The organism is Chryseomicrobium aureum, from assembly GCF_016909155.1.
Classification (GTDB): domain Bacteria; phylum Bacillota; class Bacilli; order Bacillales_A; family Planococcaceae; genus Chryseomicrobium; species Chryseomicrobium aureum.
In genome coordinates this window covers 1-25805 of record NZ_JAFBFG010000008.1, presented here as the reverse complement: position 1 = coordinate 25805, position 25805 = coordinate 1, and the positions used below count along the sequence as shown (strand labels likewise).

The 25805-nt window shown below is 42.1% G+C and carries 30 protein-coding genes; 26 read left to right on the top strand and 4 right to left on the bottom strand.

Annotated features, from left to right (window positions below; genetic code table 11):
* Positions 1-5: 5 nt before the first annotated feature.
* The 3 genes from greA to mtnN all read left to right on the top strand — a co-directional run bounded on the left by greA (position 6) and on the right by mtnN (position 1967).
* Complete coding sequence (greA, locus tag JOD03_RS07495; RefSeq protein WP_204590231.1) at positions 6-479, top strand: transcription elongation factor GreA; 474 nt, start codon at positions 6-8, stop codon at positions 477-479.
* A gap of 122 nt (positions 480-601) precedes the next feature.
* On the top strand, positions 602-1264 hold the full coding sequence (locus tag JOD03_RS07490) for a YrrS family protein (RefSeq protein ID WP_204590230.1): 663 nt from the start codon (positions 602-604) through the stop codon (positions 1262-1264).
* 13 nt (positions 1265-1277) lie between these two features.
* Positions 1278-1967 carry a 5'-methylthioadenosine/S-adenosylhomocysteine nucleosidase gene (mtnN, locus tag JOD03_RS07485; protein WP_204590229.1) on the top strand — a complete coding sequence of 230 codons (690 nt, stop codon included), beginning with the start codon at positions 1278-1280 and terminating at the stop codon, positions 1965-1967.
* 473 nt (positions 1968-2440) lie between these two features.
* Here the strand turns inward: mtnN and JOD03_RS13770 are convergent, their stop codons facing one another.
* Together JOD03_RS13770 and pssA are read right to left on the bottom strand one after the other, a co-directional pair.
* The gene (locus JOD03_RS13770; protein ID WP_239584886.1) at positions 2441-2707 is read right to left on the bottom strand and encodes a hypothetical protein; all 267 of its coding nucleotides are present in this window, start codon (positions 2705-2707) and stop codon (positions 2441-2443) included.
* 241 nt (positions 2708-2948) lie between these two features.
* A complete protein-coding gene (pssA, locus tag JOD03_RS07475; RefSeq protein WP_204590228.1) occupies positions 2949-3488 on the bottom strand; it encodes a CDP-diacylglycerol--serine O-phosphatidyltransferase in 540 nt (179 codons plus the stop codon).
* Between the two features lie 82 nt (positions 3489-3570).
* On the opposite strand from pssA, the gene JOD03_RS07470 reads away from it, so the two are divergent.
* From JOD03_RS07470 to JOD03_RS07415, 12 genes are all read left to right on the top strand, one after another.
* Complete coding sequence (locus tag JOD03_RS07470; protein WP_204590227.1) at positions 3571-4350, top strand: phosphatidylserine decarboxylase; 780 nt, start codon at positions 3571-3573, stop codon at positions 4348-4350.
* A gap of 36 nt (positions 4351-4386) precedes the next feature.
* Positions 4387-4908: a YqeG family HAD IIIA-type phosphatase gene (locus tag JOD03_RS07465; RefSeq protein ID WP_204590226.1), complete on the top strand. Its 522-nt coding sequence runs from the start codon at positions 4387-4389 to the stop codon at positions 4906-4908.
* A complete protein-coding gene (yqeH, locus tag JOD03_RS07460) occupies positions 4908-6008 on the top strand; it encodes a ribosome biogenesis GTPase YqeH (protein ID WP_204590225.1) in 1101 nt (366 codons plus the stop codon). The genes JOD03_RS07465 and yqeH overlap by 1 nt, the downstream gene beginning before the upstream one ends.
* Positions 6009-6011: 3 nt before the next feature.
* Entirely contained in the window at positions 6012-6806 is a 795-nt protein-coding gene (gene aroE, locus JOD03_RS07455; protein ID WP_204590224.1) for a shikimate dehydrogenase, read from the top strand.
* A gap of 11 nt (positions 6807-6817) precedes the next feature.
* Positions 6818-7114 (top strand): ribosome assembly RNA-binding protein YhbY, encoded by a 297-nt coding sequence (yhbY, locus tag JOD03_RS07450; protein ID WP_204590223.1) that lies wholly within the window; start codon positions 6818-6820, stop codon positions 7112-7114.
* A gap of 2 nt (positions 7115-7116) precedes the next feature.
* Positions 7117-7692 (top strand): nicotinate-nucleotide adenylyltransferase, encoded by a 576-nt coding sequence (locus JOD03_RS07445; RefSeq protein ID WP_204590222.1) that lies wholly within the window; start codon positions 7117-7119, stop codon positions 7690-7692.
* The gene (gene yqeK, locus JOD03_RS07440) at positions 7676-8233 is read left to right on the top strand and encodes a bis(5'-nucleosyl)-tetraphosphatase (symmetrical) YqeK (RefSeq protein ID WP_239584885.1); all 558 of its coding nucleotides are present in this window, start codon (positions 7676-7678) and stop codon (positions 8231-8233) included. Before JOD03_RS07445 ends, yqeK begins: the two co-directional genes overlap by 17 nt.
* 15 nt (positions 8234-8248) lie before the next feature.
* Positions 8249-8602, top strand: coding sequence for a ribosome silencing factor (rsfS, locus tag JOD03_RS07435; protein WP_204590221.1), 354 nt, complete (start codon positions 8249-8251; stop codon positions 8600-8602).
* A complete protein-coding gene (locus JOD03_RS07430; RefSeq protein ID WP_204590220.1) occupies positions 8602-9324 on the top strand; it encodes a class I SAM-dependent DNA methyltransferase in 723 nt (240 codons plus the stop codon). Before rsfS ends, JOD03_RS07430 begins: the two co-directional genes overlap by 1 nt.
* Before the next feature lie 190 nt (positions 9325-9514).
* Entirely contained in the window at positions 9515-9979 is a 465-nt protein-coding gene (locus JOD03_RS07425) for a ComEA family DNA-binding protein (protein WP_204590219.1), read from the top strand.
* A gap of 53 nt (positions 9980-10032) precedes the next feature.
* On the top strand, positions 10033-10593 hold the full coding sequence (locus JOD03_RS07420) for a ComE operon protein 2 (protein ID WP_204590218.1): 561 nt from the start codon (positions 10033-10035) through the stop codon (positions 10591-10593).
* The gene (locus JOD03_RS07415; protein WP_204590217.1) at positions 10553-12859 is read left to right on the top strand and encodes a DNA internalization-related competence protein ComEC/Rec2; all 2307 of its coding nucleotides are present in this window, start codon (positions 10553-10555) and stop codon (positions 12857-12859) included. The genes JOD03_RS07420 and JOD03_RS07415 overlap by 41 nt, the downstream gene beginning before the upstream one ends.
* Positions 12860-12876: 17 nt before the next feature.
* Here the strand turns inward: JOD03_RS07415 and JOD03_RS07410 are convergent, their stop codons facing one another.
* On the bottom strand, positions 12877-13011 hold the full coding sequence (locus JOD03_RS07410) for a YqzM family protein (RefSeq protein WP_204590216.1): 135 nt from the start codon (positions 13009-13011) through the stop codon (positions 12877-12879).
* Positions 13012-13119: 108 nt separating this feature from the next.
* On the opposite strand from JOD03_RS07410, the gene holA reads away from it, so the two are divergent.
* The gene (holA, locus tag JOD03_RS07405) at positions 13120-14124 is read left to right on the top strand and encodes a DNA polymerase III subunit delta (RefSeq protein ID WP_204590215.1); all 1005 of its coding nucleotides are present in this window, start codon (positions 13120-13122) and stop codon (positions 14122-14124) included.
* Between the two features lie 68 nt (positions 14125-14192).
* On the opposite strand, the gene rpsT is transcribed toward holA, so the two are convergent.
* Positions 14193-14441 carry a 30S ribosomal protein S20 gene (gene rpsT, locus JOD03_RS07400; RefSeq protein ID WP_204590214.1) on the bottom strand — a complete coding sequence of 83 codons (249 nt, stop codon included), beginning with the start codon at positions 14439-14441 and terminating at the stop codon, positions 14193-14195.
* 218 nt (positions 14442-14659) lie between these two features.
* Between rpsT and JOD03_RS13910 the strand changes: the two genes are divergently transcribed.
* The 10 genes from JOD03_RS13910 to mtaB all read left to right on the top strand — a co-directional run bounded on the left by JOD03_RS13910 (position 14660) and on the right by mtaB (position 25670).
* Positions 14660-14764, top strand: coding sequence for a hypothetical protein (locus JOD03_RS13910; RefSeq protein WP_204590213.1), 105 nt, complete (start codon positions 14660-14662; stop codon positions 14762-14764).
* A gap of 66 nt (positions 14765-14830) precedes the next feature.
* On the top strand, positions 14831-16663 hold the full coding sequence (gene lepA, locus JOD03_RS07390) for a translation elongation factor 4 (protein WP_204590212.1): 1833 nt from the start codon (positions 14831-14833) through the stop codon (positions 16661-16663).
* 62 nt (positions 16664-16725) lie between these two features.
* Positions 16726-17862 carry a radical SAM family heme chaperone HemW gene (gene hemW, locus JOD03_RS07385; protein ID WP_204590211.1) on the top strand — a complete coding sequence of 379 codons (1137 nt, stop codon included), beginning with the start codon at positions 16726-16728 and terminating at the stop codon, positions 17860-17862.
* A gap of 87 nt (positions 17863-17949) precedes the next feature.
* Entirely contained in the window at positions 17950-18981 is a 1032-nt protein-coding gene (gene hrcA / locus JOD03_RS07380; RefSeq protein WP_204590210.1) for a heat-inducible transcriptional repressor HrcA, read from the top strand.
* A 15-nt stretch (positions 18982-18996) separates the two neighbouring features.
* Entirely contained in the window at positions 18997-19536 is a 540-nt protein-coding gene (gene grpE, locus JOD03_RS07375; protein ID WP_204590292.1) for a nucleotide exchange factor GrpE, read from the top strand.
* Positions 19537-19569: 33 nt separating this feature from the next.
* Positions 19570-21390 carry a molecular chaperone DnaK gene (gene dnaK, locus JOD03_RS07370; RefSeq protein WP_204590209.1) on the top strand — a complete coding sequence of 607 codons (1821 nt, stop codon included), beginning with the start codon at positions 19570-19572 and terminating at the stop codon, positions 21388-21390.
* Between the two features lie 95 nt (positions 21391-21485).
* On the top strand, positions 21486-22616 hold the full coding sequence (dnaJ, locus tag JOD03_RS07365; RefSeq protein ID WP_204590208.1) for a molecular chaperone DnaJ: 1131 nt from the start codon (positions 21486-21488) through the stop codon (positions 22614-22616).
* 14 nt (positions 22617-22630) lie between these two features.
* On the top strand, positions 22631-23569 hold the full coding sequence (prmA, locus tag JOD03_RS07360) for a 50S ribosomal protein L11 methyltransferase (protein ID WP_204590207.1): 939 nt from the start codon (positions 22631-22633) through the stop codon (positions 23567-23569).
* 11 nt (positions 23570-23580) lie between these two features.
* Positions 23581-24315: a 16S rRNA (uracil(1498)-N(3))-methyltransferase gene (locus tag JOD03_RS07355; RefSeq protein WP_204590206.1), complete on the top strand. Its 735-nt coding sequence runs from the start codon at positions 23581-23583 to the stop codon at positions 24313-24315.
* A gap of 14 nt (positions 24316-24329) precedes the next feature.
* Positions 24330-25670 (top strand): tRNA (N(6)-L-threonylcarbamoyladenosine(37)-C(2))-methylthiotransferase MtaB, encoded by a 1341-nt coding sequence (mtaB, locus tag JOD03_RS07350; RefSeq protein WP_204590205.1) that lies wholly within the window; start codon positions 24330-24332, stop codon positions 25668-25670.
* Positions 25671-25805 lie beyond the last annotated feature (135 nt).

Here is a 25805-nt window from a genome sequence, read left to right as displayed (position 1 = left end):
TAGGAATGTCAAATGACAAACAATATCCGATGACGCTTGCAGGTAAGCAAAAGTTAGAGGAAGAATTAGATAGTTTAAAAAATGTAAAACGTAAAGAAGTTGTTGAGCGTATTAAAGTAGCACGTGACTTCGGAGATTTATCCGAGAACTCAGAGTATGATGCAGCGAAAGAAGATCAAGCATTTGTCGAAGGTCGTATTTCACAATTGGAATCTATGATTCGCAATGCAGTCATTATTGAAGAAGATGCAAACGATGACACAGTTTCACTTGGGAAAACGGTTACATTTATCGAAATCCCAGACGGAGACGAAGAAACGTATACAATCGTTGGTTCAGCTGAAGCAGATCCATTAGAAGGATTAATTTCAAATGATTCTCCAATTGCACGAGGCTTACTTGGCCGAACAATCGGAGAAAATGTAAAAATCATGACTCCTGGTGGAGAAATGGACGTTAAGATCGTATCAATTTCGTAATTCTAGACTGCTTGGCAGCTTTGACGCTGTCAGGCAGTTTTCGCTTTGTCAGGGCCTCAGTTGATTCTCATCCCGATTATTAGTAAGATGAAAAAAGATTGTAGCAATGAGGAGTGAACTAAATGACGCAAGAATTTTCTAGACGTGCGCAAATGAAAAAGAAAAAACGCGCGAATTTACTTATAAATTCATTACTAGCTGTAGTTGGCTTACTGATTATTATTACATTAGCAAATTTACTTTCTTCAAACGACGACACCGCTGTGGAAGCTGATCCTGGAGATGAGCAACAGCAAGTGACGGATGAGGGCCAACAAGACGTTGAGTCAGAAGATACCGCGGGTGCTGAAACGACAGAGGAATCTGAAGCGACAGATGAAGCAGAATCTACTGAAGAAACAGAAGCAACAGAAGAAGATCAAACAGATACTACTGAAGAACAAGCGGAAGTAACGACTGAACCGTCAACGGACCCTATTGTGGATGAAGTCATCGTGAATACAGCTTGGCAACCGGTAGGAACAACGCAAACTGGTGAACATGTCTCGAGTTACACGAAAGGGACAGTCGATTGGGATGAAAAAATCAAAGCCCTTCAGTATGCATCTGGTCTTTCGGCTGATAACATGTACACGATTTTCTTAGGCAATGGGGGATCCCCGCAAAAGTCAATTGGCACAGTTACATCAAAAGACAAATCAGAGATGTATCGTATTTATTTAGAGTGGGTCGATGGCCAAGGTTGGAAACCGACAAAACTCGAAAAGTTGAATCAGTTACCATAACGGAGGAATGACAATGAAAGTAGCAGTTATCGGTGCGATGGAGCAAGAAGTTGAACACTTGCGTGCAGTGCTTTCGAATGCATCAACGGAAACAATTGCAAACAGTGAATTCACTGCAGGCACATACGGAGCACATGAATTGATTTTAGTGAAAAGTGGCATTGGTAAAGTGAATGCAGCGATGACGACTTCAATTTTACTAGAAAAATACTCGCCGGATGTGGTCATTAACACGGGCTCTGCAGGTGGCTATGACCCATCTTTACAAGTGGGGGACATTGTAGTATCTACAGAGGTCCGTCATCACGACGTTGACGTCCGTGCCTTTGGTTATGAAATGGGTCAAGTCCCTGGTATGCCAGCAGCATTTACAGCAGACGCAAGCTTGATCGAAAAAGCACAAGAGGCGATTGAAGCTGTGGGCATTCATTCAGCAACAGGTCTAATTGCAACAGGAGATTCATTCATGCATCTCCCAGAACGTGTCAAAGAAACACGCGAACACTTCCCGACAATGGCAGCCTGTGAGATGGAAGCAGCCGCTGTTGCGCAGGTTTGTCACCAATTCGGAACTCCATTTGTAGTAATTCGCGCATTGTCTGATATCGCAGGCAAAGAATCGCCAATGAGTTTTGACGAATTTTTACCGACAGCAGCAAAAAATTCTACGGAAGTTGTGCTGCGGGTAGTGAGTTCACTTTAATTTATGTAGCCCTACACCCAGCTCGTCATTGTCCTGTGGAAGTTTCACCGAGCCTCCTCACATCGACTTCGTCTAGTTGCGGGGTCTCGGCAAAACTTCGATTGCACGGGAAATGACGTCCTGGCTTCCGGGCTCTTCGGAAAACATTATGATCATAGAATTTCTTTTTTAGTTGTATGATCGATTGTTAGTGGAGTGTAATGAAGGTGTTGACTCCAGTAGGGTCAAAGTCGGAACGTGAGACCCCGCAGGAGCCTGTGACGAGGAGGCTCACGCCGCGCCTACGGAAAGCAACACCGTAATGGAACTCCACTTGTTGAAAAAATCAGTATCTTCTCTCGAACGTACTCGTGAGAAGATACTGATTTCATTTTGTTTTAGCCTGTTGATTATTTTTTTGACTTCAATACTTGAAACAATTTAATCAATGCACGTTTTTCAATTCGAGAAACATAACTTCGCGATATTCCTAACTATTCAGCTAATGCTACTTGTGTCAAAGGGGAATAATGAAATAAGCCGTAGCGATGTTGTATGATTTCAGCTTCTCGCTCATCTAGCAGATGCATCCACTTATAGAGATGATGCGTCAACTCTTTAAAAGCTAATTGGTCATCTACTGGTAGGTCATTACTAGGTAAAATATCCGCAAGCGTGAGTGTTCCTCCCTCTACATCTTGCCCCATCTGATCATTGAGAGAAGTCTCTTGTTCATGCTTTTTAATTTTACGAAGATGCATCAAAATCTCATTTTCGATACAGCGTGCTGCGTCATCGCTTTTGTGCATCAAGTCAAAGAGTTGTTGTTCTTTCTCTGGAGGAAGTGGTTGTTCGAATGCTTGACTTCGGATATAGCCAAGCGCGAGAGGGAGATGGGCGAGGGAACTGAGGACGATGGATAATCAGTGCATAGAATTGCCTCCTTGAAAGAGTCTATGCAAAAGACAAAATGGGCATAACAAAACCCGCTACAAGAGCGGGTTAGATTTTTCGTAGTGAAAGTGTTGAAATCATCATGAAAGATAAGATAATCATGAAGAATAGATAGACAACAGGTGATACATAAGGTACAGCGAAGTAACTAAGAGTTAATACAACCCCTGCTGCTGTAATTGGTAGACCTGTAAAAAAGCCGTTGGATTCTGAAATGTTAAAGCGCGCCAAGCGAAATGCACCAGAAGCAATGTAGATGACAGTAACGACCATGGCCAGAGTGCCCAACTCATTTGTCGCGTATGCATAAATAAGTAGTGCAGGTGCGATACCGAACGAGATAACATCACTCATAGAGTCAAGCTGTTTTCCAAGTTCCGATTCAATGCCAAGTTTGCGTGCTGTCATCCCGTCAAAACGATCTAAAAGTCCGGCGATAAAAATAAATAGGACGGCAAGTGCAAAATGGTCATTCATCGTCACCAAAATGGCTGCTCCACCAAATGCCATGTTCAATATGGTCAAAAGGTTTGCAGCTTGGCTTTTCAGCCGAGACAAACGTTCAATTGTCGATTCAAATAAGAACACTATGGTTTCCCCTCACATATAGTTTATCCTATAAGTATACGCTAAATAGTTGGAAATTAATAGAGAGAAAGGTTCGAAATCCGTGAAAACTATAATCTATCAAAAACTAATTGAACTGACAAACAGACCAAGCACGTCGCTTATTCTAAAGCGATTTACACAGTCAAGTGTCAGCAAATTCATGATCCCTTCATATAAAAAGACATTCAAAATTGATGCCAATCTTGCAGTGAAACCGATGCATGAGTTTTCATCTTTGCATGATTTTTTTACACGCCAATTAAAGGAAGAAGTTCGCCCGATTGACACAAATAAAAAAACAATCGTGAGTCCAGTAGATGCTAAAATCGAATCCTTTGGTACGATTACGCCAACAGGCACATTTTCAGTTAAAGGACAGGAGTATTCCATTGACAGATTGCTGGCAAAACCATCCCTTACAGAGCGCTTTATCGGTGGGCAGTATGCTGTGCTGTATTTAAGCCCTGCGGATTATCACCGTATACACGCCCCGTTATCTGGGGAGATCACGGATCAATTCGTATCAGGTGGATTTTCGTACCCAGTGAACAAGCTAGGTCTTCTATATGGAAAGAAACCCTTGAGTGACAACTACCGTATCATCTCCATTTTAGAGAATGCCGGAAGCGCTTTTGCAGTCATTAAAGTCGGTGCGATGTTTGTAAATTCGATCGAGTTAGTGAAAACTGATTCACTGTGGAACAAAGGTGAAGAAGTTGCTTATTTCGCATTTGGCTCGACGGTCGTATTACTGACAGAACCAAATTGCGTGAACTGGCGAGATTCTGTGGTGAACGGCGCCAAAGTACAGGTAGGAGAGCCCTTGGCGGATATGCTATAATGTCGAAAGAGTACGTAATAGAGTGGAGTGTAGCACGTGTTAACTAATTTTATTCCTTCTGAGTTTGTGAAGAGCGTTTTTCAAATCACACCAGAACAGTTAAAAGAGCAAGGTATTAAAGGAATCATTACGGATCTTGATAATACGCTTGTTGAATGGGATCGTCCAGATGCAACACCGCAACTCGTGGAGTGGTTTGCAAGTATGCAACAAGCGGGGATTCAAGTGACGATTGTATCTAATAACAATGAACTCCGTGTGAAGTCGTTTGCAGATCCTATGCAAATCCCATTCATTTATAAAGCGCGTAAGCCGTTCCGAAAAGCTTTTTTAACAGCTTTACGATTAATGGGATTGAAGCGCGAAGAAGTGGTAGTTATCGGAGATCAACTATTAACGGATGTACTTGGTGGAAACCGTTTGAAGTTGCATACAATTTTAGTTATTCCAGTAGCAAAATCTGATGGATTCGTCACTCGTTTCAACCGACTAGTCGAGCGACGCATCTTTAGTTATTTAAAAAGCAAAGGTCATATTATGTGGGGAGATGAAGCCTGATGGAAACAGTACAATGTATCGGGTGTGGCGTTCTCATCCAAACCGAAGATCCAACCAAACTAGGCTATGCCCCGGCATCTAGTCTTGAAAAAGAAGAAGTAATTTGTCAGCGTTGCTTTCGATTGAAAAATTACAACGAGATTCAACCCGTCGAATTGACAGACGATGACTTTTTAAAAATCCTAAACGGCCTAGGTGATCAAAAAGGATTGATTGTTAAAATCGTTGATATTTTTGATTTTAACGGTAGTTGGTTGCCTGGTTTGCACCGTTTCGTTGGCAATAACCCGGTGCTCTTAATTGCGAACAAGGCAGATTTACTGCCAAAGTCCGTAAAGAAAAACAAAGTGATTAACTGGCTAAAACGAGAAGCTAAATCCCTCGGTCTTCAAACAGCTGACATTCTTCTTGTAAGTGCTGCAAAGGGCCAAGGTATGGTAGAGGCAATGGATGCGATCGAGCAATTACGTAAAGGTGAGAATGTCTACGTAGTCGGGTCAACCAATGTAGGTAAGTCAACATTTATTAATCGGATTATTAAACAAGCGACGGGAGAAGAACAAGTCATCACGACTTCTCAATTCCCAGGTACAACGCTTGACATGATTCAAATTCCAATGGACGATGGGAAATCGATTTGTGATACACCGGGTATCATCAATCACCATCAGCTAGCGCATTATGTCGATCCGTCAGAGTTGAAGCTGATTTTACCGAAAAATGAAATCAAACCAAAGGTGTACCAGTTAAATGCCGAACAGACATTGTTTATTGGTGGGCTTGCTCGCTTTGATTTTATTCAAGGAGACCGATCGGTATTCACTGCGCATTTATCGAATCAGCTAACGATTCACCGAACAAAACTTTCGAACGCGGATGCGTTATATGCCGATCATAAAGGAGAATTACTATCTCCTCCTGGAAAAAGCCATGCAGAGAAGTACCCAGAACTTGTGCGTCATGAGTTTTCTATTAAGAGTCCCAAAATGGACATTGTATTCTCAGGACTAGGTTGGATCACGTGTCAGACGGGGAATGTTGTAGTAGCTGCTCATGTACCTAAAGGAGTTGCGGTGATGGTTCGTCCATCACTCATTTAATTTATGAAAAAGTGGTACGCAGTCATCGGCAACCCTATCCATCATTCGATTTCACCAAGGATGCATGAGATCTGGTTTCGTACACACAACATTGATGCATCTTATGTGCCAATTTTAGTTGAGCCTGATAGACTCGAACAATCTGTGGAATCCCTCTTTTTACTCGGATGCAGTGGGTTCAATGTCACAGTACCGTTTAAAGAAGCAATCATGCCGTTTCTAGATGAGTTGGACCAATCGGCACGCTCAGCGGGTGCTGTGAATACTGTGGTACGTACACAAACCGGCTGGAAGGGGTACAACACAGACGGTCGTGGCCTTTTAGCATCTATTCCCAATCTATCGCAGTCAACACGAATCTTAGTTATTGGAGCGGGGGGAGCTGCCAAGGGAATCGCAGCAGCTCTTTCCGATTTACACATTCGTGATGTGACGATTTGCAACCGTACTTTGGAAAAAGCAACGCAACTTGCTAACAAATACAACGCCAAACTGTTGGATATGTCAGAAGTTCCAGCAAAATTACCAGAGTTCGATTGTGTGATTCAAACAACTACTGTAGGTATGGACAGCGAAGAGTCCCCACTTTCGAATCCGATTTGGACGTCGGAGATGGTGGCTGTTGATATTATTTACTCACCACCACAAACAGAATTTTTGAAACAAGCGAATAGTCAAGGCGCCTTTACAATGAATGGATTAGCCATGCTCATTGGACAAGGGGCGCTTGCTTTTGAATTATGGACAGGTATAAAGCCAGATCAAAAAGAAATAGTACAGACGATTTTTTCGTCCTAAAGGAGATTTATATGTTAACAGGTAAACAAAAACGTTTTTTACGTAGCGAAGCACATCATTTATCACCCATTTTCCAAGTAGGAAAAGGTGGCGTTAATGAACAATTGATTCACAGCGTTCAGGAAGCTCTGGAAGTTCGTGAATTGGTGAAGATTTCTATTCTGCAAAATTGTGAAGATGACAAACATGAAGTGGCGGAGACATTAGCAAATGAAACAGGTGCGCAACTTGTTCAGTTAATTGGACTTACTGTCGTACTTTATAAAGAGTCTCATAAAAATAAAAAACTCATTTTGCCACGCGCTTAATTATGAAAAAAATCGGTATACTTGGGGGCACATTCAATCCGCCGCATATGGGCCACCTATTGATTGCAAACGAAGCAAAACATGCCTTACATCTTGATGAAGTGCATTTTATGCCGGCCGCCCAGTCGCCCTTTAAAAATAAGAATCAACAGGTGACAGACAATCATCGTCTTGAGATGGTCCGTCTGCTATCTGCCTATCTCCCAGATTCCAATGTAGAAACGATAGAGCTGGACCGTGGTGGACTGTCTTACACGTTTGATACGTTAAAGCAATTGACTGAAATGAACCCGACAACCGAGTATTCGTTTATTATAGGTGCTGATCAAGCTGAAAAGTTAGCTGATTGGTATTGCATTGATGAATTGGTTCATTTAGTAAATGTTGTCGTTGTTCCGAGACCAGGATATACTGTGTCAACACCGTATAAAGTAACGACATTGTCGATTCCGCAATTGGAAGTATCTTCAACAGAGTTAAGAAAAAGACTCGCTCAAGGTGAAACTACTCGCTTTCTTTTACCAGAAGACATTGCACGTTATTGTGAAAGGAACGATTTGTATGTGGACGAAAGATGAATGGTTTCCAATAATCCAGAGTCGCATGACAGAAAAACGGTATGTGCATACGTTAGGTGTAGCAGAAACTGCTATGGAACTTGCCAAGATATATGGGGAGGACGTTCAAAAAGCAGAAATCGCTGGACTTCTTCATGATATTTGTAAATATGCCGATAAAGCTTGGATGGCAGATCAAATTAAAGCACATCATTTGGACGCGACTTTACTCGACTTCCATCATGAGCTGTGGCATGGACCTGTGGGGAGTGTAGTGGCACGAGATGAGTTCGGAGTAGAAGACGAAGATATACGAAATGCGATTCACTACCATACATCAGGTCGTGCGGGCATGTCGAAGCTTGAAAAGATTATTTACGTAGCAGATATGATTGAACCGAACCGGAACTACCCAAAAGTTGAAAAACTTCGTGACCTAGCGCACAAAGATCTAGAACTCGCGATGCGTTACGGAGTGCGTCACACACTCCAACATTTGATAAAACAAAAGCAAACGGTATATCCTGATTCACTATTTTGTTATAATGCTTGTTGGACATAAGAAAGGGAAGATGAAATGAATTCTGAAAATCTAATGAAATTAACAGCACAAGCTGCTGATGATAAAAAAGCACAAGATATCGTAGTATTAAATATGCAAGGCGTATCGCCAATCGCAGATTACTTTGTCATTTGCCATGCAAACTCAGACCGTCAAGTACAGGCGATCGCAAAAGAAATCAAAGATAAAGCTGAAGAGCAACAGATTCACGTGAAACGCATGGAAGGCTATGATGAAGGCCGCTGGGTTCTTATTGACTTAGGCGATGTTGTCGCACACGTATTCCATCGTGATGAGCGTGACTATTATAATTTAGAACGTCTATGGGGCGATGCACCAATCGAATTCGTCCAATTAGCTGCTGAGTGATGTACGAAAAGTTTGCGAGCGTCTACGATGAATTGATGGCAGACATTCCATACGAAAACTATTTAACTTGGATCTTGCATGAAGCAGGACCTCTACAGGAGAAAACAATTGTTGACCTAGGATGTGGGACCGGAACGCTTTCCATTCCGCTTGCTCATATGGGAGCAGACGTACATGGAATCGACCTTTCTCAAATGATGATTGAACAGGCGAAAGCAAAGGCCCAAGAAGAACAAGCAGCCGTTCATTTTTCACAAGGTTCGATGGCAGACTTCACAGCAGCACGTCCAGCTGACGTAGTTGTCATTGCTGTGGACTCACTCAACTATCTTGTAGATGAAGAGGAAGTAGTCAAAACGCTTCGAGCCGCTTTTCAGGCGCTACAACCAGGGGGCCATTTGTTTTTTGATGTGCATTCGACTAAAAAAATCGAGGCTTACTTGGACGGCCCATTTATTTATGAAGATGAAGATGTCGCGTATTTATGGAGTACGGAACCAGGTGAAGAAGACCATTCTGTTTACCATGACATCACTTTTTTTGTGCGAGCAGAAGATGGGCGCTATAAACGATTTGAAGAGCACCATTATCAACGCACCTTTGAAATAGAGATGTATAAGCAGTGGATTCATGAATTAGGATTTTCAAACTGTCTAGTGGACGATTCTATTTTTGGAGAAGATCACAAAGGTCTTCGCTATTTTTTCCATGCGACGAAATAAAACTTTCCGTCGATTGGGGTTTGGAGTATGATGGAACTACTCCTACGATTCCCCGATTGTATGGGAGGTTTTTTCTATTCAAACAAAACGTCTGCATCGATCGACTGCTTACGTAGTGATCGCTATAACCATTCTTCTAAGTATTCTTCTAGTTGTATTCTTCACGAAACCCTCACAACAGTCACAACTCATGCCTCTTCAAACACACCCAACAGAACCTGAGCAACAAGATGAACCGCAAGAATCACTTTATTTAATCGTCGAAATCAAAGGTGCTATTAAACAACCCGGTGTCTATGAATTACCAAATGGCAGTAGACTTGTTGATTTGATAGTAAAGGCGGGCGGTCTACTCGCTGAGAGCGACAACAAGCAAATCAATCAAGCAGCCTTATTGTCGGATGCTGAATCAATCTACGTACCTGTCATTGGAGAGACGCTGGCAGTGAATGAAGAAGAGGAGAAACTGGTAGAATTAAACACGGCTGAGCTTGCTGAACTTCAAACATTACCTGGGATTGGACCCGCTAAGGCACAGGCGATTCTAGTTTTTCGAGAGCAAACTCCATTTACATCAATTGAAGAGTTAAGTTTAGTGGACGGGATTGGTGACAAGACGCTGGAACGACTTCGCCCCCTCGTTTACGTAAAGTGAGTTGACGCACTTCAAAAACTATAGGTACACTGATAACAAAAGGGGGAATCGTAATGGAGCGAATAACGTGGGATCAATTTTTTCTAGCACAGTGTCATTTGTTAGCATTGAGAAGTACATGTACAAGACTAGCTGTTGGTGCGGTTATAGTAAGAGATCGTCGCATCATTGCTGGGGGCTATAACGGGTCTATTTCTGGTGGCGATCACTGTATCGATCAAGGGTGTTATGTGATTGATAACCATTGTGTACGCACGATTCATGCGGAAATGAATGCTTTGTTACAGTGTGCGAAGTATGGGGTCTCAGTCAGTGGGGCTGATTTATATGTGACGCATTTTCCGTGTCTACCGTGTACAAAATCCATTATTCAGTCCGGTATTCACCGCTTGTACTATGCGGCGGATTATAAAAACAACAGCTACGCGATTGAACTACTTGAACAAGCAGGTGTAGAAGTAATACATGTGCCGTTTGATGCGCGGAAGATTGATTTCTTGGCGATGGAAAAAGAGAACTTGACCCGTTCACTTCTCGAAGAGTTAGCTCTACATACTGATCAAGAAAAGATTGATGCATACACGAAGAAAGTGGATGCTTTATTTGCAAAATAACTGGATTTATTGTGCGTTTGCAGCCGTCATTGGCTGCTTCGCCATCTTTTCAAGCATTTGGTTCGTGCTACTAGGAGTAGGTTTAGCTATTTTTTGCTTCTTTCGCATAAGTAAGAGAGCGGCAATTGTTGTCAGTGGTACGCTGTTCCTCTTCATGTGGATGGTCTCAGAAAGACTGCCAGTCGAAACGATTGAAAGTCAGCAGCTTGGAACTGTCACATCTCTATATAAACAACAAGGAGATCGTTTCGCAGCATTTATTAAAGTGCAAGAGGGTCCACTTATTTACGTTTCGTACACTCTTCCAGATGAAGAGACGGCACGAGTTTTCAAAGAGACAAACTGGACAGGAATAGTAGTGGCACTTGAACTTGAACGGCAACCTGAAAGGTTACAGAGTCACCCGTTCGAATTTCAATTTGATGACTATTTACTCTCTAAAGGAGCGCAAGGTGCTTACAAAGCACTTACACTTCAACCGTATTCCCCAACCACCACCCTCACTTGGCAAATGAAGCGAAAGGTTTCCTCCATACGACTTTTCATCCAGCAATCGGTCGTTACCAAAGTACCGGTAGAACTTCAAGACGAAGTGCTAGCTTTAACCATAGGAGACCGATCTCTCGGAGATCAAGATACCAATCGTCTGTATCAACGCTTAGGGCTTTCTCATCTTTTTGCAATCTCTGGGTTACATATTGCGTTATTGACAGGTGCCCTTTATGGTGTTTTGCTTTCAGCAGGAGTGAGGTTGCGCATGATTTATATTCTGATTTTAAGTTTTCTACCGTTTTATATGGTGTTAGCTGGAGGGGCTCCCTCTGTAATTCGTGCATGTTTCATGGTGTTTATAGGAACAGTCTTACTGATGAAAAAAATCAAAGTGACTAGTCCGGATCTTATTTCCTGGGTATTGCTGATCACACTAGCCTATTTTCCATTTTTCGCGCTTCAGCCGGGGTACCAATTATCATTTATCGCTGTATTTAGCTTGATTTATTCAACGAAACTTATGGCGTCTTCGTCTTATTTACTTTCCACATTCTTTACAACTGTCATCTGTCAATTAGCAGTGCTTCCTATCGTACTTTACCATTTTCAACAACTCTCCTTGATTTCGTTCGTAATTAACATACTAGCGATTCCACTCTTTACATTTCTCATTTTGCCCGTCAGTTTTTTTTATGTACTGTGTGCTATTCTTCCAATTAACTTCCTTCCATTCGTTGATTCCTATACGCGCATCCGATCGACTATTCAGCTTGTATTTCAATGGTTTTCTGAACTCCCATTCGTCACATGGACGCCTCCAGCACTTGAAAGTTATTTTCTTATAACTCTAGGTGTCTGCATAATGACATTTTTACTGTGGGAGAGACGAGGTGTGTTAGCTCTACCGTTTATTCTTGTAGTATCAATTGGTTGGCATGTACTCCCGTATTTCAATGACCAGGCAAAACTATCTTTTGTCTATGTTGGGCAGGGGGATAGTACATTTATACAATTACCAAACCGAGACTTTACTCTATTGATCGATGCGGGGGGTAGGGTATCCTTCGAGAAGGAGCCTTGGCAAGAGCGAGATAGCTACGAAATAGGACGATCTATCGTTTCTCCCTACATTCGGTCATTTGGCGTATCCACCATTGACTTGTTTATTTTGACACACGCGGATGCGGATCATACAGAAGGTGCAGAGGAACTCGTCGAAGATTTTCATGTCCGACAAATCTTAGTGCCTGTTGGAGTACTAGAGTTACCAGAACTCGAGCAGCTAAGACAAAGTGCAGAAGCTAAAAAAGTACCGATTTATGAAATTGAAGAAGCTGTCAGTATACAGATAGGGGATTCTAGGATTTATGTGTTGCCGGTAGAGGGACCTTACAAAGGGAATGACAGTTCACTAGTCACTGTAGTAGAGGTGTTTCATCAAAAAATTGTATTGCCTGGCGATTTGGAAAAGGATGGTGAACAGTGGATGGTAAGTCGGTACGGAGAGTTGCTCATGAATGCCGACTTGTTAAAGCTTGGACATCATGGAAGTAAAACCTCTACAACGCCCGCTTGGCTAGATGTTATAAACCCGAAATATACAGTGGCAAGCGCAGGGAAAGACAATCGATATGGCCATCCACATGAAGAGGTTCTTAAAGAATTAGTAGCCCGACAAATTCCGATACGAGGAACGTATGATGGCGGGACGATAGAAGTAATAATCTCTCGGAAGGGTGTGGAATGGAAGACAAACAAAAAAGACGCCAAGTAATGGCGTCTTGTGTCGTCTTATTGAGCGACGAATTGTACGACTACTGCGATTAAGAACATGGTTGCGAAAAATACAAAAGAGGCCACAAAACCTATTCCTGAGTCAATCGCGTCGTTGCGTTTGGACTGTACGTTGTGTTCAAATTCGTTCATTTAAACCCCTCCTCTGTCTTTTTAAGTATAAACAATCTAGTACAAAAAATCTACATACAATGATGTGAACAATTTTTGTATAATAAAGAAGAAGGAGAGGTGTCTCTCATGATTACAAAACAGTGGCAAGCTCTAAACAAAGAGCCACTTGCGCCTTTTTATGTGATTGTCGGTCAGGAAGGCTATTTACGGGATGAAACAGTCAAACGCATTCAGGCTCGAGTCGATCCGGAAGAATGGTTTGTACTAGATTTAGAGCAACAGTCGATTGAAGATGTGATGCTCGAAACCGATACTATTCCATTTTTTGCAGAAAAAAAGGCAATTATCGTGCATAACCCTCAGTTCTTGAGAGCTGCGGTGAAAGACAAAGAAAAAGAAAAGAAAGACATATTTCCACAAAAACAATTTCTCAATTGGTTAGATCATCCTTCAGAAACTGCAGTCGTCGTGTTCGTTGCGCCATATGAAAAACTAGATGATCGAAAAAAGGTGGTCAAAGAGCTTCGTAAATCAGCAGTTGTCATTGAAGCAAATCCGTTATCGGAAAGTGACCAAAAAAGTTGGGTGCTTTCGCAATTTAGAGCACATGGCAAAGCGCCGACAGATGAATTGATCGATTGGGTAGCTGCTGTTCCGTTATCACTGTCGTTCAAACGTAATGAAATTGCAAAAGCAGCGCTCTACGTTTCAGATTCTGAAGAAGTGACATTTGACGATTATCAACAAGTTGCATCGCCAGTCCTTGAAGACAATGTGTTTGCATTAACAGAAGCATTTTTGCAATCTAATCGTGAGAAGGCGGTAACACTTTACAATGAGTTGTTAAAACAAAAAGAAGAACCACTTAAGCTTGTGGCACTTTTAGCGGGACAATTGCGATTATTGATTCAGGTGGGGTACTTTAAAAAGATGGGCTATCCGAATACGCAAATAGCCGGTCAAGTCAAAGCGCACCCTTACCGCGTCAAACTGATGATGGAACATCCTTTAGTTGAACAAGAAGAACTTCTTGTAGAGAAATTGAAACTGTTAGCAGAAGTAGACATGCAACTAAAATCATCACACATGAAAAAAGAACGAATTTTAGAACTCTACTTATTAGCAAATTAAACAGAAAGAGCTGTCCCCGAATATGGGGACAGCTCTATTTCTGTAGGTGACCAATTGACACAAAAAACTTACGCTTTTTTCATCAATTGAGATTTTTTGCGCGCAGCCGCGTTTTTGTGGATCAAGCCTTTTGAAGCAGCTTTTTCTACAGATTTGATAGCAGCTTTGATTGAATCGTTTTTGTTTTCATCATTATTAGTTACAGCAGTTTCGGCACGCTTAACAGCAGTACGCATAGCTGATTTTGTTTGTGAGTTTTGAGCGTTTGCAGTAGCATTCGTCTTCACACGTTTAATAGCTGATTTAATGTTTGGCATTCCTTTCACCTCCTAGTAAGGATGAGATGATACTTGTTAATTGATTTCAGTTCAATTACAACAAGAATTATTTTAACAAACCTGAGCTGATTTTGCAATATTTAAATGCAAAGAATATTTACTTGACACCTGCTCAAACTAAAAATACTTATCAGTACTAGAGTTTTTTAATCAGTGTGTAAATTTACAAAACTAGATGATAAGACTTCATTCAAGATTTGCACCCTCACGCTTTACTAATTGAACTTGTTAAAATCGATAATACACCGGAAGAAGTGCGGGCAACTATTGAACAATTAGCGAAAGCACTTGGTGCGCTATAGATTTGCGTATCACTTCGCGCCTGATTCTGCTATAATTTGTTGTAGCTTAATTAGGAGTGGACAAATATGAATAATCAGGAACGATTAAATAGACAAAGCAAGATTCGAAACTTTTCCATCATTGCGCACATCGATCATGGAAAGTCGACACTTGCAGACAGAATTTTAGAAAAAACACAAACAGTTAGTAGCCGTGAGATGAAAAGTCAGCTACTTGACTCCATGGATCTTGAACGTGAGCGCGGAATTACTATCAAGTTAAATGCCGTGCAACTGCAATATAAAGCAAAAGATGGAGAATTCTACACATTCCATTTGATTGATACACCAGGACATGTCGATTTTACGTATGAAGTGTCGCGCAGCCTAGCAGCTTGTGAAGGCGCTATACTAGTTGTCGATGCAGCACAAGGTATCGAAGCACAGACGCTTGCGAATGTGTACCTTGCATTAGATAACGACTTAGAAATCTTACCTGTCATTAATAAAATTGACCTGCCAGCAGCAGACCCAGAGCGTGTACGTGGTGAAGTCGAAGAAGTCATTGGTCTGGATGCGTCAGAAGCCGTACTTGCTTCGGCAAAAGCAGGGATTGGAATCGAAGAGATTTTAGAACAGATCGTCGAAAAAGTTCCTGCACCAACAGGTAATCCAGAAGCGCCCCTGAAAGCGCTGATCTTTGATTCACTATTTGACCCGTACCGCGGTGTTATCTGTTACATTCGAATCGTAGAAGGAACAGTAAAACCGGGAGACAAGATACGCATGATGTCTACGGGTAAAGAGTTTGACGTAGTGGAGACAGGCGTCTTCACACCGAAAGCTATGCAACGTGATGAACTGACAGTAGGAGACGTAGGTTTCTTAACAGCTTCGATGAAAGATGTTGGAGACTCAAGCGTCGGGGATACAATCACGCTTGCAGCTAACCCAGCGACAGAGGCTTTACCGGGTTACCGCAAAATGAATCCAATGGTGTTCTGTGGTCTGTATCCGATTGATAACTCACGCTACAATGATCTGCGTGAAGCACTTGAGAAACTTCAACTAAACGATGCAGCGCTTGAGTTTGAACCAGAAAGCTCTCAAGCACTAGGGTTTGGTTACCGTTGTGGATTCCTTGGGCTTCTGCATATGGAAATCATCCAAGAACGTATCGAGCGAGAATTTAAAATTGATTTAATCACAACAGCTCCTAGTGTTATTTACAATGTCGTGATGACAAACGGAGACTTGTTACGCGTTGACAATCCATCTATGATGCCAGATCCGCAAAAAGTCGACAAGATGGAGGAGCCTTACGTGAAAGCATCTATTATGGTTCCGGAAGATTATGTCGGGGCTGTAATGGAACTGTGCCAACGTAAACGCGGGAACTTCTTGACGATGGATTACTTGTCTTCTGCACGAGTGAACATTTTATATGAAATCCCACTGTCTGAGATTGTCTATGATTTCTTTGACTCGTTAAAATCGAGTACAAAAGGTTATGCATCTTTCGACTATGAATTGATTGGGTATAAAGAATCGAAACTTCAGAAGATGGATATTTTATTGAACGGTGAAAAAGTCGATGCACTGAGCTTCATCGTCCATAAAGACTTTGCCTATGAGCGTGGAAAATTAATTGTTGAGAAATTAAAGAGCTTGATTCCTCGTCAACAATTCGAAGTGCCTGTACAAGCTGCTGTCGGACAAAAGATTGTAGCGCGTTCTACCATTAAATCAATGGGTAAAAACGTACTTGCAAAATGTTATGGTGGAGATATTTCACGTAAACGTAAACTACTAGAGAAACAAAAAGAAGGTAAAAAACGTATGAAACAGGTCGGTTCTGTTGAAGTACCACAAGAAGCATTCATGGCTGTACTAAAGATGGACGAAGACCAGAAAAAATAACAAATGAGGAGGAAGCGACTTTAGCTGTCCTCCTTTTTGATTGATAAGGAAGTTGGTGAACTATGATTCAAGGCATTTATATTCATATCCCATTCTGCCACCAGATTTGTAGTTACTGTGATTTCAATAAGTTTTATTTTCATAATCAACCAGTAGATGAGTATTTGACACGACTCGATCAAGAGATGGAACTGTGGGCGCGAAAAACAGATTTGTCAGAAGTACACACGATTTTTCTTGGTGGAGGCACCCCAACATCGCTGAGCTTACGCCAGTTGAGTCGTCTGTTCGATTCCATTTCCAAGCACTTTCCAGTTGATCAAGTATCGGAATTTACATCAGAAGCGAATCCGGATGAGTTGACGTACGACAAAATGGAACTCATGGCCGCGCGAGGAGTAAATCGTTTTAGTATTGGCGTTCAAACCTTTGACCAGCAGTTACTGAAAGTGTTGGGGCGCACTCATTCGACGGAACACGTCGAACGAGTGATCACTCATGCCGAACAGTTAAACTTCCCGTCCATCAGTATGGATTTGATGTACGGTTTGCCAAACCAAACGATGGAACAGTGGGAAGAAGCTCTGACGAAAGCATTTTCTATGCCCATCACACATATCTCTGCTTATTCTCTACTTGTTGAGCCGAAAACAATTTTTTATAATTTACTAGCTAAAGGAAAACTGAAGCTTCCGACACAAGAGCTCGAAGCAGACATGTACGATGTATTGTTGAAGCAAACGGAGAAAGCCGGGTTTGAACAATACGAAATCAGTAATTTTGCAAAAAATAAGCTGTATTCTGAACACAACTCTATTTATTGGCGCAATGAAGAATACTTAGGTCTTGGCGCGGGCGCACACGGGTATGCAGACGGAGTCCGTTATTCCAATCACGGCCCCCTCAAAAAATATATGACACCACTCGAGCTGAATGAATTACCTGTATTGCATCAAAATCTTGTGACCGTTAAAGAATCGATGGAAGAACAAATGTTTTTAGGACTTCGTATGAATCAAGGTGTTCAGTACACGAAATTTGAAGAGAAGTATGGCAAAGATCTTCGCACGGTCTATGCAGAAAAGATTCGTCCTCACGCTGCTAATGGCTTTTTAGAACTGACAGATGAAACACTGCGACTGACAAGAAAAGGTCGATTTATCGGAAATGAGATTTTTCAAGATTTTTTACTCGACTAAATTTATTGACAGGATTTTCAACGTTTGATAACTTTATAGGTGAGTATTAGCACTCTCACAAGACGAGTGCTAACAGGAGTGATCAACATGTTAACGGAAAGACAATTATTAATCTTGCAAGTTACTGTCGATGACTTTATCCAAACTGCTCAACCTGTAGGGTCAAGGCAACTCTCGAAAAAACAAGAGATGCCGTATAGTCCGGCAACCATACGCAATGAGATGGCTGATTTAGAAGAGATGGGGTATTTAGAAAAAACACATACCTCTTCTGGTCGTGTTCCTTCTCAAAAAGGGTACCGCTATTATGTAGACAACATGCTCTCGCCAAATCAACTTAGTACTTCTGAGATCGCCAAGTTGCAATCTGTTTTTGCGGAACGAAGAGTAGAGACAGAGCATGTGATTCGCCGTTCTGCTGAACTTTTAGCGGAACTGACGAACTACACGACGATACTCCTTGGAGAGGATATTCAACGCCACCGCGTTCGCAAGTTTTCAATGGTTCCACTATCCTCTGAAAATGCAGTGGCGATTATTGTCACGGATAATGGGCATGTTCAAAACAAGCTTGTTAGCATTCCTTCGGATGTGAAGATGGAAGACTTGGAGCGAGTCGTGGAAGAGATTAATGCGCGCGTTATTGGTTCGTATCTCTTTGAACTACCGGCTATTTTGCAGCGGGTCATGCATCAATTGATCCATCAATCCAACTCACGTCTCCTTGAAGTGTTTGAAACACTGACAGCTGAAGTGGGCAAAGGGGCTGAAGAGAAAGTCGTATATGGCGGAAAGATGCAGCTTTTTAACCAGCCTGAATTTAGTGACTGGCAAAAAGCGCGAAACTTATTAGAGTTTATGCAGCAGCTAGAAGACCATCCACGCTTAATCGTCCCGAATTCGAGTGGCTTGTCCATTCGAATAGGCTCAGAAAATGAAATGGATGCAATGGAATCTTGCAGTATAGTAACGGCGACCTACTCGTTTGGTGAGCAGCAAAAAGGCCAAATCGCTATTATTGGACCTACCCGTATGGATTACAGACGAGTGATTTCACTTCTCGACTATGTAACGGGCGACATGGCGAAAGAACTGGCTAAGATTTTCAATACAAAATAGAAGGGCTTTGTGATGATGACTGAAGAAAACAAACAGCAACCTGAAGAACAATTGCCAGAGCAACAAGATGTAGTGGAAGAAGAAGTTTCAGAGCAACTAGAAGAGCCAACTGAACTTGAGCTTTTACAAGCAAAACTTGATGAGCAAGAGAATAGTTATCTTCGATTGCGCGCTGATTTTGATAATTATCGCCGCAGAGTTCAAAAAGACACAGAAGCGGCTGCAAAATTCCGTGCCCAGTCTCTTGTCACGGACATCTTACCTGTGCTTGACAACTTTGAACGTGCGATTGATACGGCTCCACAGACAGAAGAAGCCCAGTCGTTCGTTAAAGGTGTAGAAATGGTTTATAGAAGTTTAAAAACTGCTCTTGAAGCAGAAGGTGTTCAAGAAATCGCACCGGATGGACAAGCGTTTGATCCAAACTTCCACCAAGCTGTTATGCAAGAGCCATCTGAAGAACATGAATCCGGTATTGTGATTCAAACACTTCAAAAAGGGTATCAATTGAAAGACCGTGTCATTCGACCTGCAATGGTAAAAGTAAGCGAATAAAAATTGAAAAGTAGTCTAGGAGGAACTTGAATTATGTCTAAAATTATCGGTATTGACTTAGGAACAACAAACTCATGTGTCGCTGTATTAGAAGGCGGCGAACCAAAAGTAATTCCAAATCCAGAAGGAAACCGCACAACACCATCTGTTGTAGCGTTCAAAAACGGTGAGCGTCAAGTCGGAGAAGTGGCAAAACGCCAAGCTATCACAAACCCGAACACAATTGCTTCTGTAAAACGTTTAATGGGAACATCTGAAACAGTTTCAGTTGAAGACAAAAACTATACACCACAAGAAGTTTCTGCAATGATTCTTCAGTACTTAAAATCGTATGCTGAAGAGTATCTTGGTGAAAAAGTAGAAAAAGCGGTTATCACAGTACCTGCATACTTCAACGACGCAGAGCGTCAAGCAACAAAAGACGCTGGTAAAATTGCTGGCTTAGAAGTAGAGCGTATCATCAACGAACCAACTGCGGCAGCACTTGCATACGGTTTAGATAAAATGGACAAAGATGAAAAAATCTTAGTATACGATTTAGGTGGCGGTACATTTGACGTATCGATCCTTGAGCTTGGAGACGGCGTATTTGAAGTACTTGCAACTGCAGGTGACAACCGTCTAGGTGGAGATGATTTCGACCAAATCATCATCGACTTCTTAGTTGCTGAATTCAAAAAAGAAAACGGCATCGACTTATCAAAAGACAAAATGGCAATGCAACGCCTAAAAGACGCAGCTGAAAAAGCGAAAAAAGATCTTTCAGGTGTGACGTCTACACAAATCTCATTACCATTCATTACAGCAGGCGAAGCTGGACCACTTCACCTTGAAGTCACTCTTTCTCGTGCGAAATTTGAAGATATGAGCGCGTCACTTGTAGAACGTACAATGGAGCCTACTCGTCAAGCAATGCGTGATGCAGGTCTTTCTGCAAGCCAAATTGATAAAGTCATCTTAGTGGGTGGTTCTACACGTATCCCTGCTGTACAAGAAGCAATCAAAAAAGAGACAGGCCAAGATCCACACCGTGGCGTTAACCCAGATGAAGTTGTAGCAATGGGTGCTGCAGTTCAAGGTGGAGTACTGACTGGTGATGTTAAAGATGTCGTTCTTCTTGACGTAACGCCATTGTCACTTGGTATTGAAACTATGGGTGGCGTGTTCACGAAGTTGATTGAGCGCAACACAACAATTCCAACGTCGAAATCTCAAACATTCTCTACAGCAGCTGACAACCAACCAGCAGTAGATATTCACGTACTTCAAGGTGAGCGTCCAATGGCTGCGGATAACAAGACACTGGGTCGTTTCCAACTTGCGGACATTCCACCAGCTCCACGTGGTGTGCCACAAATCGAAGTAACATTCGATATCGATAAAAACGGTATCGTAAGCGTAAAAGCAAAAGACCTTGGCACACAAAAAGAACAAACGATTACGATTCAATCAAACACTTCACTATCTGACGAAGAAATCGAGCGTATGGTAAAAGAAGCTGAAGCAAATGCAGAAGCAGATGCGAAGCGTAAAGAAGAAGCAGATCTTAAAAATGAAGCCGATCAGTTAGTGTTCATGACTGAAAAGACATTGAAAGATCTTGAAGATAAAGTGTCAGAAGAAGAGAAGCAAGAAGCTGAAACAGCAAAAGATGCTTTAAAAGCAGCTCTTGAAGCAAATGATTCAGAAGACATCAAAGCAAAACGTGACGCGTTGCAAGAAATCGTTCAAAAGCTTACTATGAAGCTATATGAGCAAGCAGCTGCAGAGCAACAAGCAGCAGAAGGCAACCCAACAGATGATGGTGTTGTTGATGCAGATTTCGAAGAAGTAGACGATAAAAAAGACAAGTAAGAGTTGTCAGGAAAAGTCAAAGGCACCATTGTCTTTGGCTTTTTCCATGTCAGTAAAAACATGATACAATAGGGTAGCTGTTAGGAGAGTGAAACATGGATAAACGAGATTATTATGAGGTGCTCGGCGTTTCAAAGACTGCCTCTCAAGACGAAATAAAAAAAGCATACCGAAAATTATCAAAACAATACCATCCAGATATCAATAAAGAAGATGGTGCAGATGCAAAGTTTAAAGAAATTTCTGAGGCTTATGAAGTATTGAGTGATCAGGAAAAACGCGCACAATACGATCAGTTTGGTCACGCTGGTCCCCAAGGATTCGGTGGATTTAATGGCGGATTCTCTGGTGGAGACGGTTTCGGATTTGAAGATATCTTTAGTTCGTTTTTTGGCGGAGGTGGCGGTGGTCGCAGACGTGATCCGAATGCCCCGCGTAAAGGGAATGACTTACAATACTCGATGACAATTGAGTTTGAAGAGGCTGTTTTCGGAAAAGAAAAAGAAATTGAAGTGTCAAAAGACGAAATTTGTGACACGTGTGACGGTAGTGGTGCAAAACCAGGGACTTCTCCTACAAAATGTACGCAGTGTCAAGGACACGGACAAGTCAATATCACACAAGATACACCGTTTGGCCGTGTGCAGACGAAACGTACTTGCCCTGTGTGTGAAGGAACTGGAAAAGAAATCAAAGACAAATGTACGACATGTTCTGGACGTGGACGCGTTACGAAGCGTAAGAAAATCAAAATCACGATTCCTGCAGGCGTCGATGATGGTCAACAATTACGCGTTTCCGGTCAGGGTGAGCCAGGAGTCAATGGCGGACCAGCGGGCGACTTGTATGTCGTATTCCGTGTAAAACCAGATGCTCGTTTTGAACGTGACGGAGATGACATCTATTACTCACTACCCTTAACATTTGCGCAAGCAGCACTTGGAGACGAAGTGGAAATTCCAACTGTTCAAGGGAAAGTGAAGCTTAAAATTCCTGCTGGTACGCAATCTTCTACGAAGTTCCGTTTAAAAGGAAAAGGCGTAAAGAATGTACACGGTTACGGAGTCGGCGATCAACACGTCATCGTAAAAGTTATTACACCAAAGAAATTGACTGAAAAACAAAAGCAGTTACTGCGTGAATTTGCAGAAATCAGTGGCGACATTCCGGAAGAACAGGGAAGCTCGTTATTTGATAAAATCCGTACGAAAATCAAAGGTGAATAAGGAGTGAATCGCAAGTGAAATGGATGGAATTGTCGGTACTCACGACGAATGAAGCAGTCGAACCTATCAGTAATATTTTGCATGAAGCAGGTGCAAGTGGAGTCGTCATTGAAGATTCTCTTGAACTAGGGAAAGAGCGAGAAGATCAATTTGGGGAGCTCTACGAATTAAATCCACAAGATTTCCCTGCTTCTGGAGTTCGTGTGAAAGCTTATTTGTCGGTGACAAGCTTTATTTATGAAACCGTTGAAGAAATTAAACTTGCGATTGATAATCTCCGCACTTTTGGCATTTCGATTGGAGAAGGCATCGTCACACTACATGAAGTAGACGAAGAAGACTGGGCGACTGCTTGGAAGCAGTATTATCACCCTGTGAAGATTTCAAACCGATTTACAATTGTTCCTACGTGGGAAGATTACCAACCTGTCCAGTCCGATGAGTTGATTATAGAACTCGACCCAGGGATGGCATTCGGAACTGGAACACATCCTACAACAGTCATGTGTTTGCAAGCACTTGAAAAACAAGTCCAGTCAGGACATTCAGTGATTGATGTTGGAACGGGTTCAGGCGTCCTCGCAATTGGTGCCGCTCTTCTTGGTGCAGACCATGTGCACGCACTAGATCTTGATGAGATCGCTGTAAAAGCTGCGACTGAAAATGTTGAGCTGAATAATGTGCAGGACCGCGTACGGACAGTACATGGAAATTTACTAGATTCAGTTGATGCACAAGCAGATGTTGTAGTCGCAAATATTCTGGCTGACATCATCTTGTCCTTCACTGAGGATGCGTATCAGATGGTAAAACCGGGTGGTGTCTATATCACCTCGGGTATCATTGGGGCACGCAAAGAAGATGTTAAACAAGGATTGGTAGATGCAGGATTTACAATTGAAGAAGTGATGATGATGGAAGATTGGGTTGCCATCATTGCACGAAAGCAGTAGGAGGGAACGGCATGCAACGGTATTTTGTCGATTCACTCGACTATCCTACTGCGGTAATTACTGGAGACGATGCCCGTCACATCGCACGTGTGATGCGCATGAAAGAAAACGATCAAGTGATTATCGTGGCAGATAAAAAAGCTTATGTAGCGTCCATTACTTCTTTAGGAGATGAAGGAGTAACTGTGCAGGTACAAGAAGCAGTCGAGCGAGAGGTTGAACTTCCGGTTGATGTGACAATAGCATGCGGTCTTCCTAAAGGGGATAAACTAGACCTAGTCATTCAAAAAGCTACAGAGCTTGGAATGACTGGGTTTATTCCTTTTGAGGCAGACCGCTCGATTGTAAAATGGGAAGCGAAAAAATGGACAAAAAAACAAGAACGATTTGAAAAGATTGCGAAAGAAGCGGCCGAACAAAGTCATCGAACAGTGATTCCGCATGTCCACTCACTGCTTTCGTTCAAAGATCTTGTAAAAGTGTCTGAAACATTTGATGTTGTGTTGATTTGCGATGAAGAAGAAGCGAAAAAATCAGAGCGCATCCGGTTTGCAGACCACATCAAAACGGTGTATGATAATAAGTCGATACTGCTCGTATTTGGACCTGAAGGTGGACTTGCACGCCATGAGGTGGAACGCCTTGTCGAAAACGGTGCATCTGCCGTAACACTGGGTCCTCGCATACTTCGTGCAGAAACAGCTCCATTATATGCACTAGCTGCAATTTCCTATGAATATGAATGAAAGAGGTGGCTACTATGGCTTCAGTAGCATTCCATACGCTCGGATGTAAAGTAAATCATTACGAGACAGAGGCAATTTGGCAACTTTTCAAAGAACAAAACTATGAACGAACAGAGTTTGATAAACAGTCAGACGTGTATGTGATCAATACATGTACGGTAACGAACACGGGGGACAAAAAGAGTCGTCAAGTGATCCGCCGTGCAATTCGACAAAATCCGGATGCTGTCATCTGTGTAACCGGTTGTTATGCACAAACGTCTCCTGCAGAAATCATGGCTATTCCAGGCGTTGATATTGTTGTAGGAACACAAGATCGCAGAAAATTGCTAGATTACATTGAACAATACAAAGTCGAGCGTCAACCGATCAATGCGGTAGGCAATATCATGAAAAATCGTGTGTATGAAGAATTAGATGTCCCGAACTTTACTGATCGTACGCGCGCTTCGCTAAAAATCCAAGAAGGCTGCAACAACTTCTGCACATTCTGTATCATTCCCTGGGCGCGTGGTTTAATGCGTTCACGTGATCCAGAAGAAGTGGTGAATCAAGCAAAACAACTTGTAGCAGCAGGCTATAAAGAAATCGTTTTGACAGGTATCCATACAGGTGGTTACGGAGAAGACTTAAAAGATTACAATTTAGCTCAGCTTCTTCGTGACTTGGAATCACAAGTGACAGGCCTAAAAAGACTTCGCATCAGTTCAATTGAGGCGAGTCAATTAACAGACGAGGTCATTGCAGTTTTGAAAGAATCTAAAATTGTTGTACGCCATTTACATATTCCGATTCAGTCTGGCTCGGATACCGTATTGAAGCGTATGCGTCGTAAATATACGATGGCATTTTTCGCAGACCGTTTAATCGAGTTGCGCAAAGCTTTGCCAGATTTAGCTATCACATCGGACGTTATCGTTGGATTCCCAGGCGAAACAGAAGAAGAGTTTATGGAAACGTACGAATTTATTCGTACACACCGTTTCTCAGAATTGCATGTATTCCCCTACTCTAAACGTACTGGAACACCTGCAGCTCGCATGGACAATCAAGTAGACGAAGACATCAAAAATGAGCGTGTGCATCGCTTGATCACTTTAAACGACCAACTTGCAAAAGAGTATGCGTCGAGCTATGAAGACGAAGTGTTAGAAATCATCCCAGAAGAGCGCTATCAATCAGATACGCCTGGAGACTTCGTTGTCGGGTATACAGATAACTATTTAAAAGTTGTTATTCCTGGAACAGAAGAGCTGATTGGTCAGTTAGTGAAAGTGAAAATCACGAAAGCCGGCTATCCATACAATGAAGGTCAATTTGTTCGTGTTTTAGAAGAAAATTTTGTCACCCTATAAGACCAAGTAACGCCACTTCCAATTCGGAAGCGGCGTTTTCTTGTAATCTGAATACCCCCTGCAATGCAGGGGGTTCCTGAGAGCTTTCAGCTATGGACAAAAAAATCCCCTCATCATACGATATTTTCAGGTCTA

Coding starts and splice junctions, on each gene's coding strand:
- lepA (WP_204590212.1), top strand. CDS start 14,831: ATGAATAATCAGGAACGATTAAATAGACAAAGCAAGATTCGAAACTTT.
- JOD03_RS07425 (WP_204590219.1), top strand. CDS start 9,515: ATGCCTCTTCAAACACACCCAACAGAACCTGAGCAACAAGATGAACCG.
- holA (WP_204590215.1), top strand. CDS start 13,120: ATGATTACAAAACAGTGGCAAGCTCTAAACAAAGAGCCACTTGCGCCT.
- JOD03_RS07410 (WP_204590216.1), bottom strand. CDS start 13,011: ATGAACGAATTTGAACACAACGTACAGTCCAAACGCAACGACGCGATT.
- dnaJ (WP_204590208.1), top strand. CDS start 21,486: ATGGATAAACGAGATTATTATGAGGTGCTCGGCGTTTCAAAGACTGCC.
- hrcA (WP_204590210.1), top strand. CDS start 17,950: ATGTTAACGGAAAGACAATTATTAATCTTGCAAGTTACTGTCGATGAC.
- mtnN (WP_204590229.1), top strand. CDS start 1,278: ATGAAAGTAGCAGTTATCGGTGCGATGGAGCAAGAAGTTGAACACTTG.
- greA (WP_204590231.1), top strand. CDS start 6: ATGTCAAATGACAAACAATATCCGATGACGCTTGCAGGTAAGCAAAAG.
- mtaB (WP_204590205.1), top strand. CDS start 24,330: ATGGCTTCAGTAGCATTCCATACGCTCGGATGTAAAGTAAATCATTAC.
- rpsT (WP_204590214.1), bottom strand. CDS start 14,441: ATGCCAAACATTAAATCAGCTATTAAACGTGTGAAGACGAATGCTACT.
- yhbY (WP_204590223.1), top strand. CDS start 6,818: ATGTTAACAGGTAAACAAAAACGTTTTTTACGTAGCGAAGCACATCAT.
- hemW (WP_204590211.1), top strand. CDS start 16,726: ATGATTCAAGGCATTTATATTCATATCCCATTCTGCCACCAGATTTGT.
- aroE (WP_204590224.1), top strand. CDS start 6,012: ATGAAAAAGTGGTACGCAGTCATCGGCAACCCTATCCATCATTCGATT.
- JOD03_RS07420 (WP_204590218.1), top strand. CDS start 10,033: ATGGAGCGAATAACGTGGGATCAATTTTTTCTAGCACAGTGTCATTTG.
- yqeH (WP_204590225.1), top strand. CDS start 4,908: ATGGAAACAGTACAATGTATCGGGTGTGGCGTTCTCATCCAAACCGAA.
- dnaK (WP_204590209.1), top strand. CDS start 19,570: ATGTCTAAAATTATCGGTATTGACTTAGGAACAACAAACTCATGTGTC.
- JOD03_RS07355 (WP_204590206.1), top strand. CDS start 23,581: ATGCAACGGTATTTTGTCGATTCACTCGACTATCCTACTGCGGTAATT.
- JOD03_RS07415 (WP_204590217.1), top strand. CDS start 10,553: ATGCATACACGAAGAAAGTGGATGCTTTATTTGCAAAATAACTGGATT.
- JOD03_RS07430 (WP_204590220.1), top strand. CDS start 8,602: ATGTACGAAAAGTTTGCGAGCGTCTACGATGAATTGATGGCAGACATT.
- JOD03_RS07490 (WP_204590230.1), top strand. CDS start 602: ATGACGCAAGAATTTTCTAGACGTGCGCAAATGAAAAAGAAAAAACGC.
- JOD03_RS13770 (WP_239584886.1), bottom strand. CDS start 2,707: ATGCATCTTCGTAAAATTAAAAAGCATGAACAAGAGACTTCTCTCAAT.
- yqeK (WP_239584885.1), top strand. CDS start 7,676: ATGTGGACGAAAGATGAATGGTTTCCAATAATCCAGAGTCGCATGACA.
- JOD03_RS07445 (WP_204590222.1), top strand. CDS start 7,117: ATGAAAAAAATCGGTATACTTGGGGGCACATTCAATCCGCCGCATATG.
- grpE (WP_204590292.1), top strand. CDS start 18,997: ATGACTGAAGAAAACAAACAGCAACCTGAAGAACAATTGCCAGAGCAA.
- rsfS (WP_204590221.1), top strand. CDS start 8,249: ATGAATTCTGAAAATCTAATGAAATTAACAGCACAAGCTGCTGATGAT.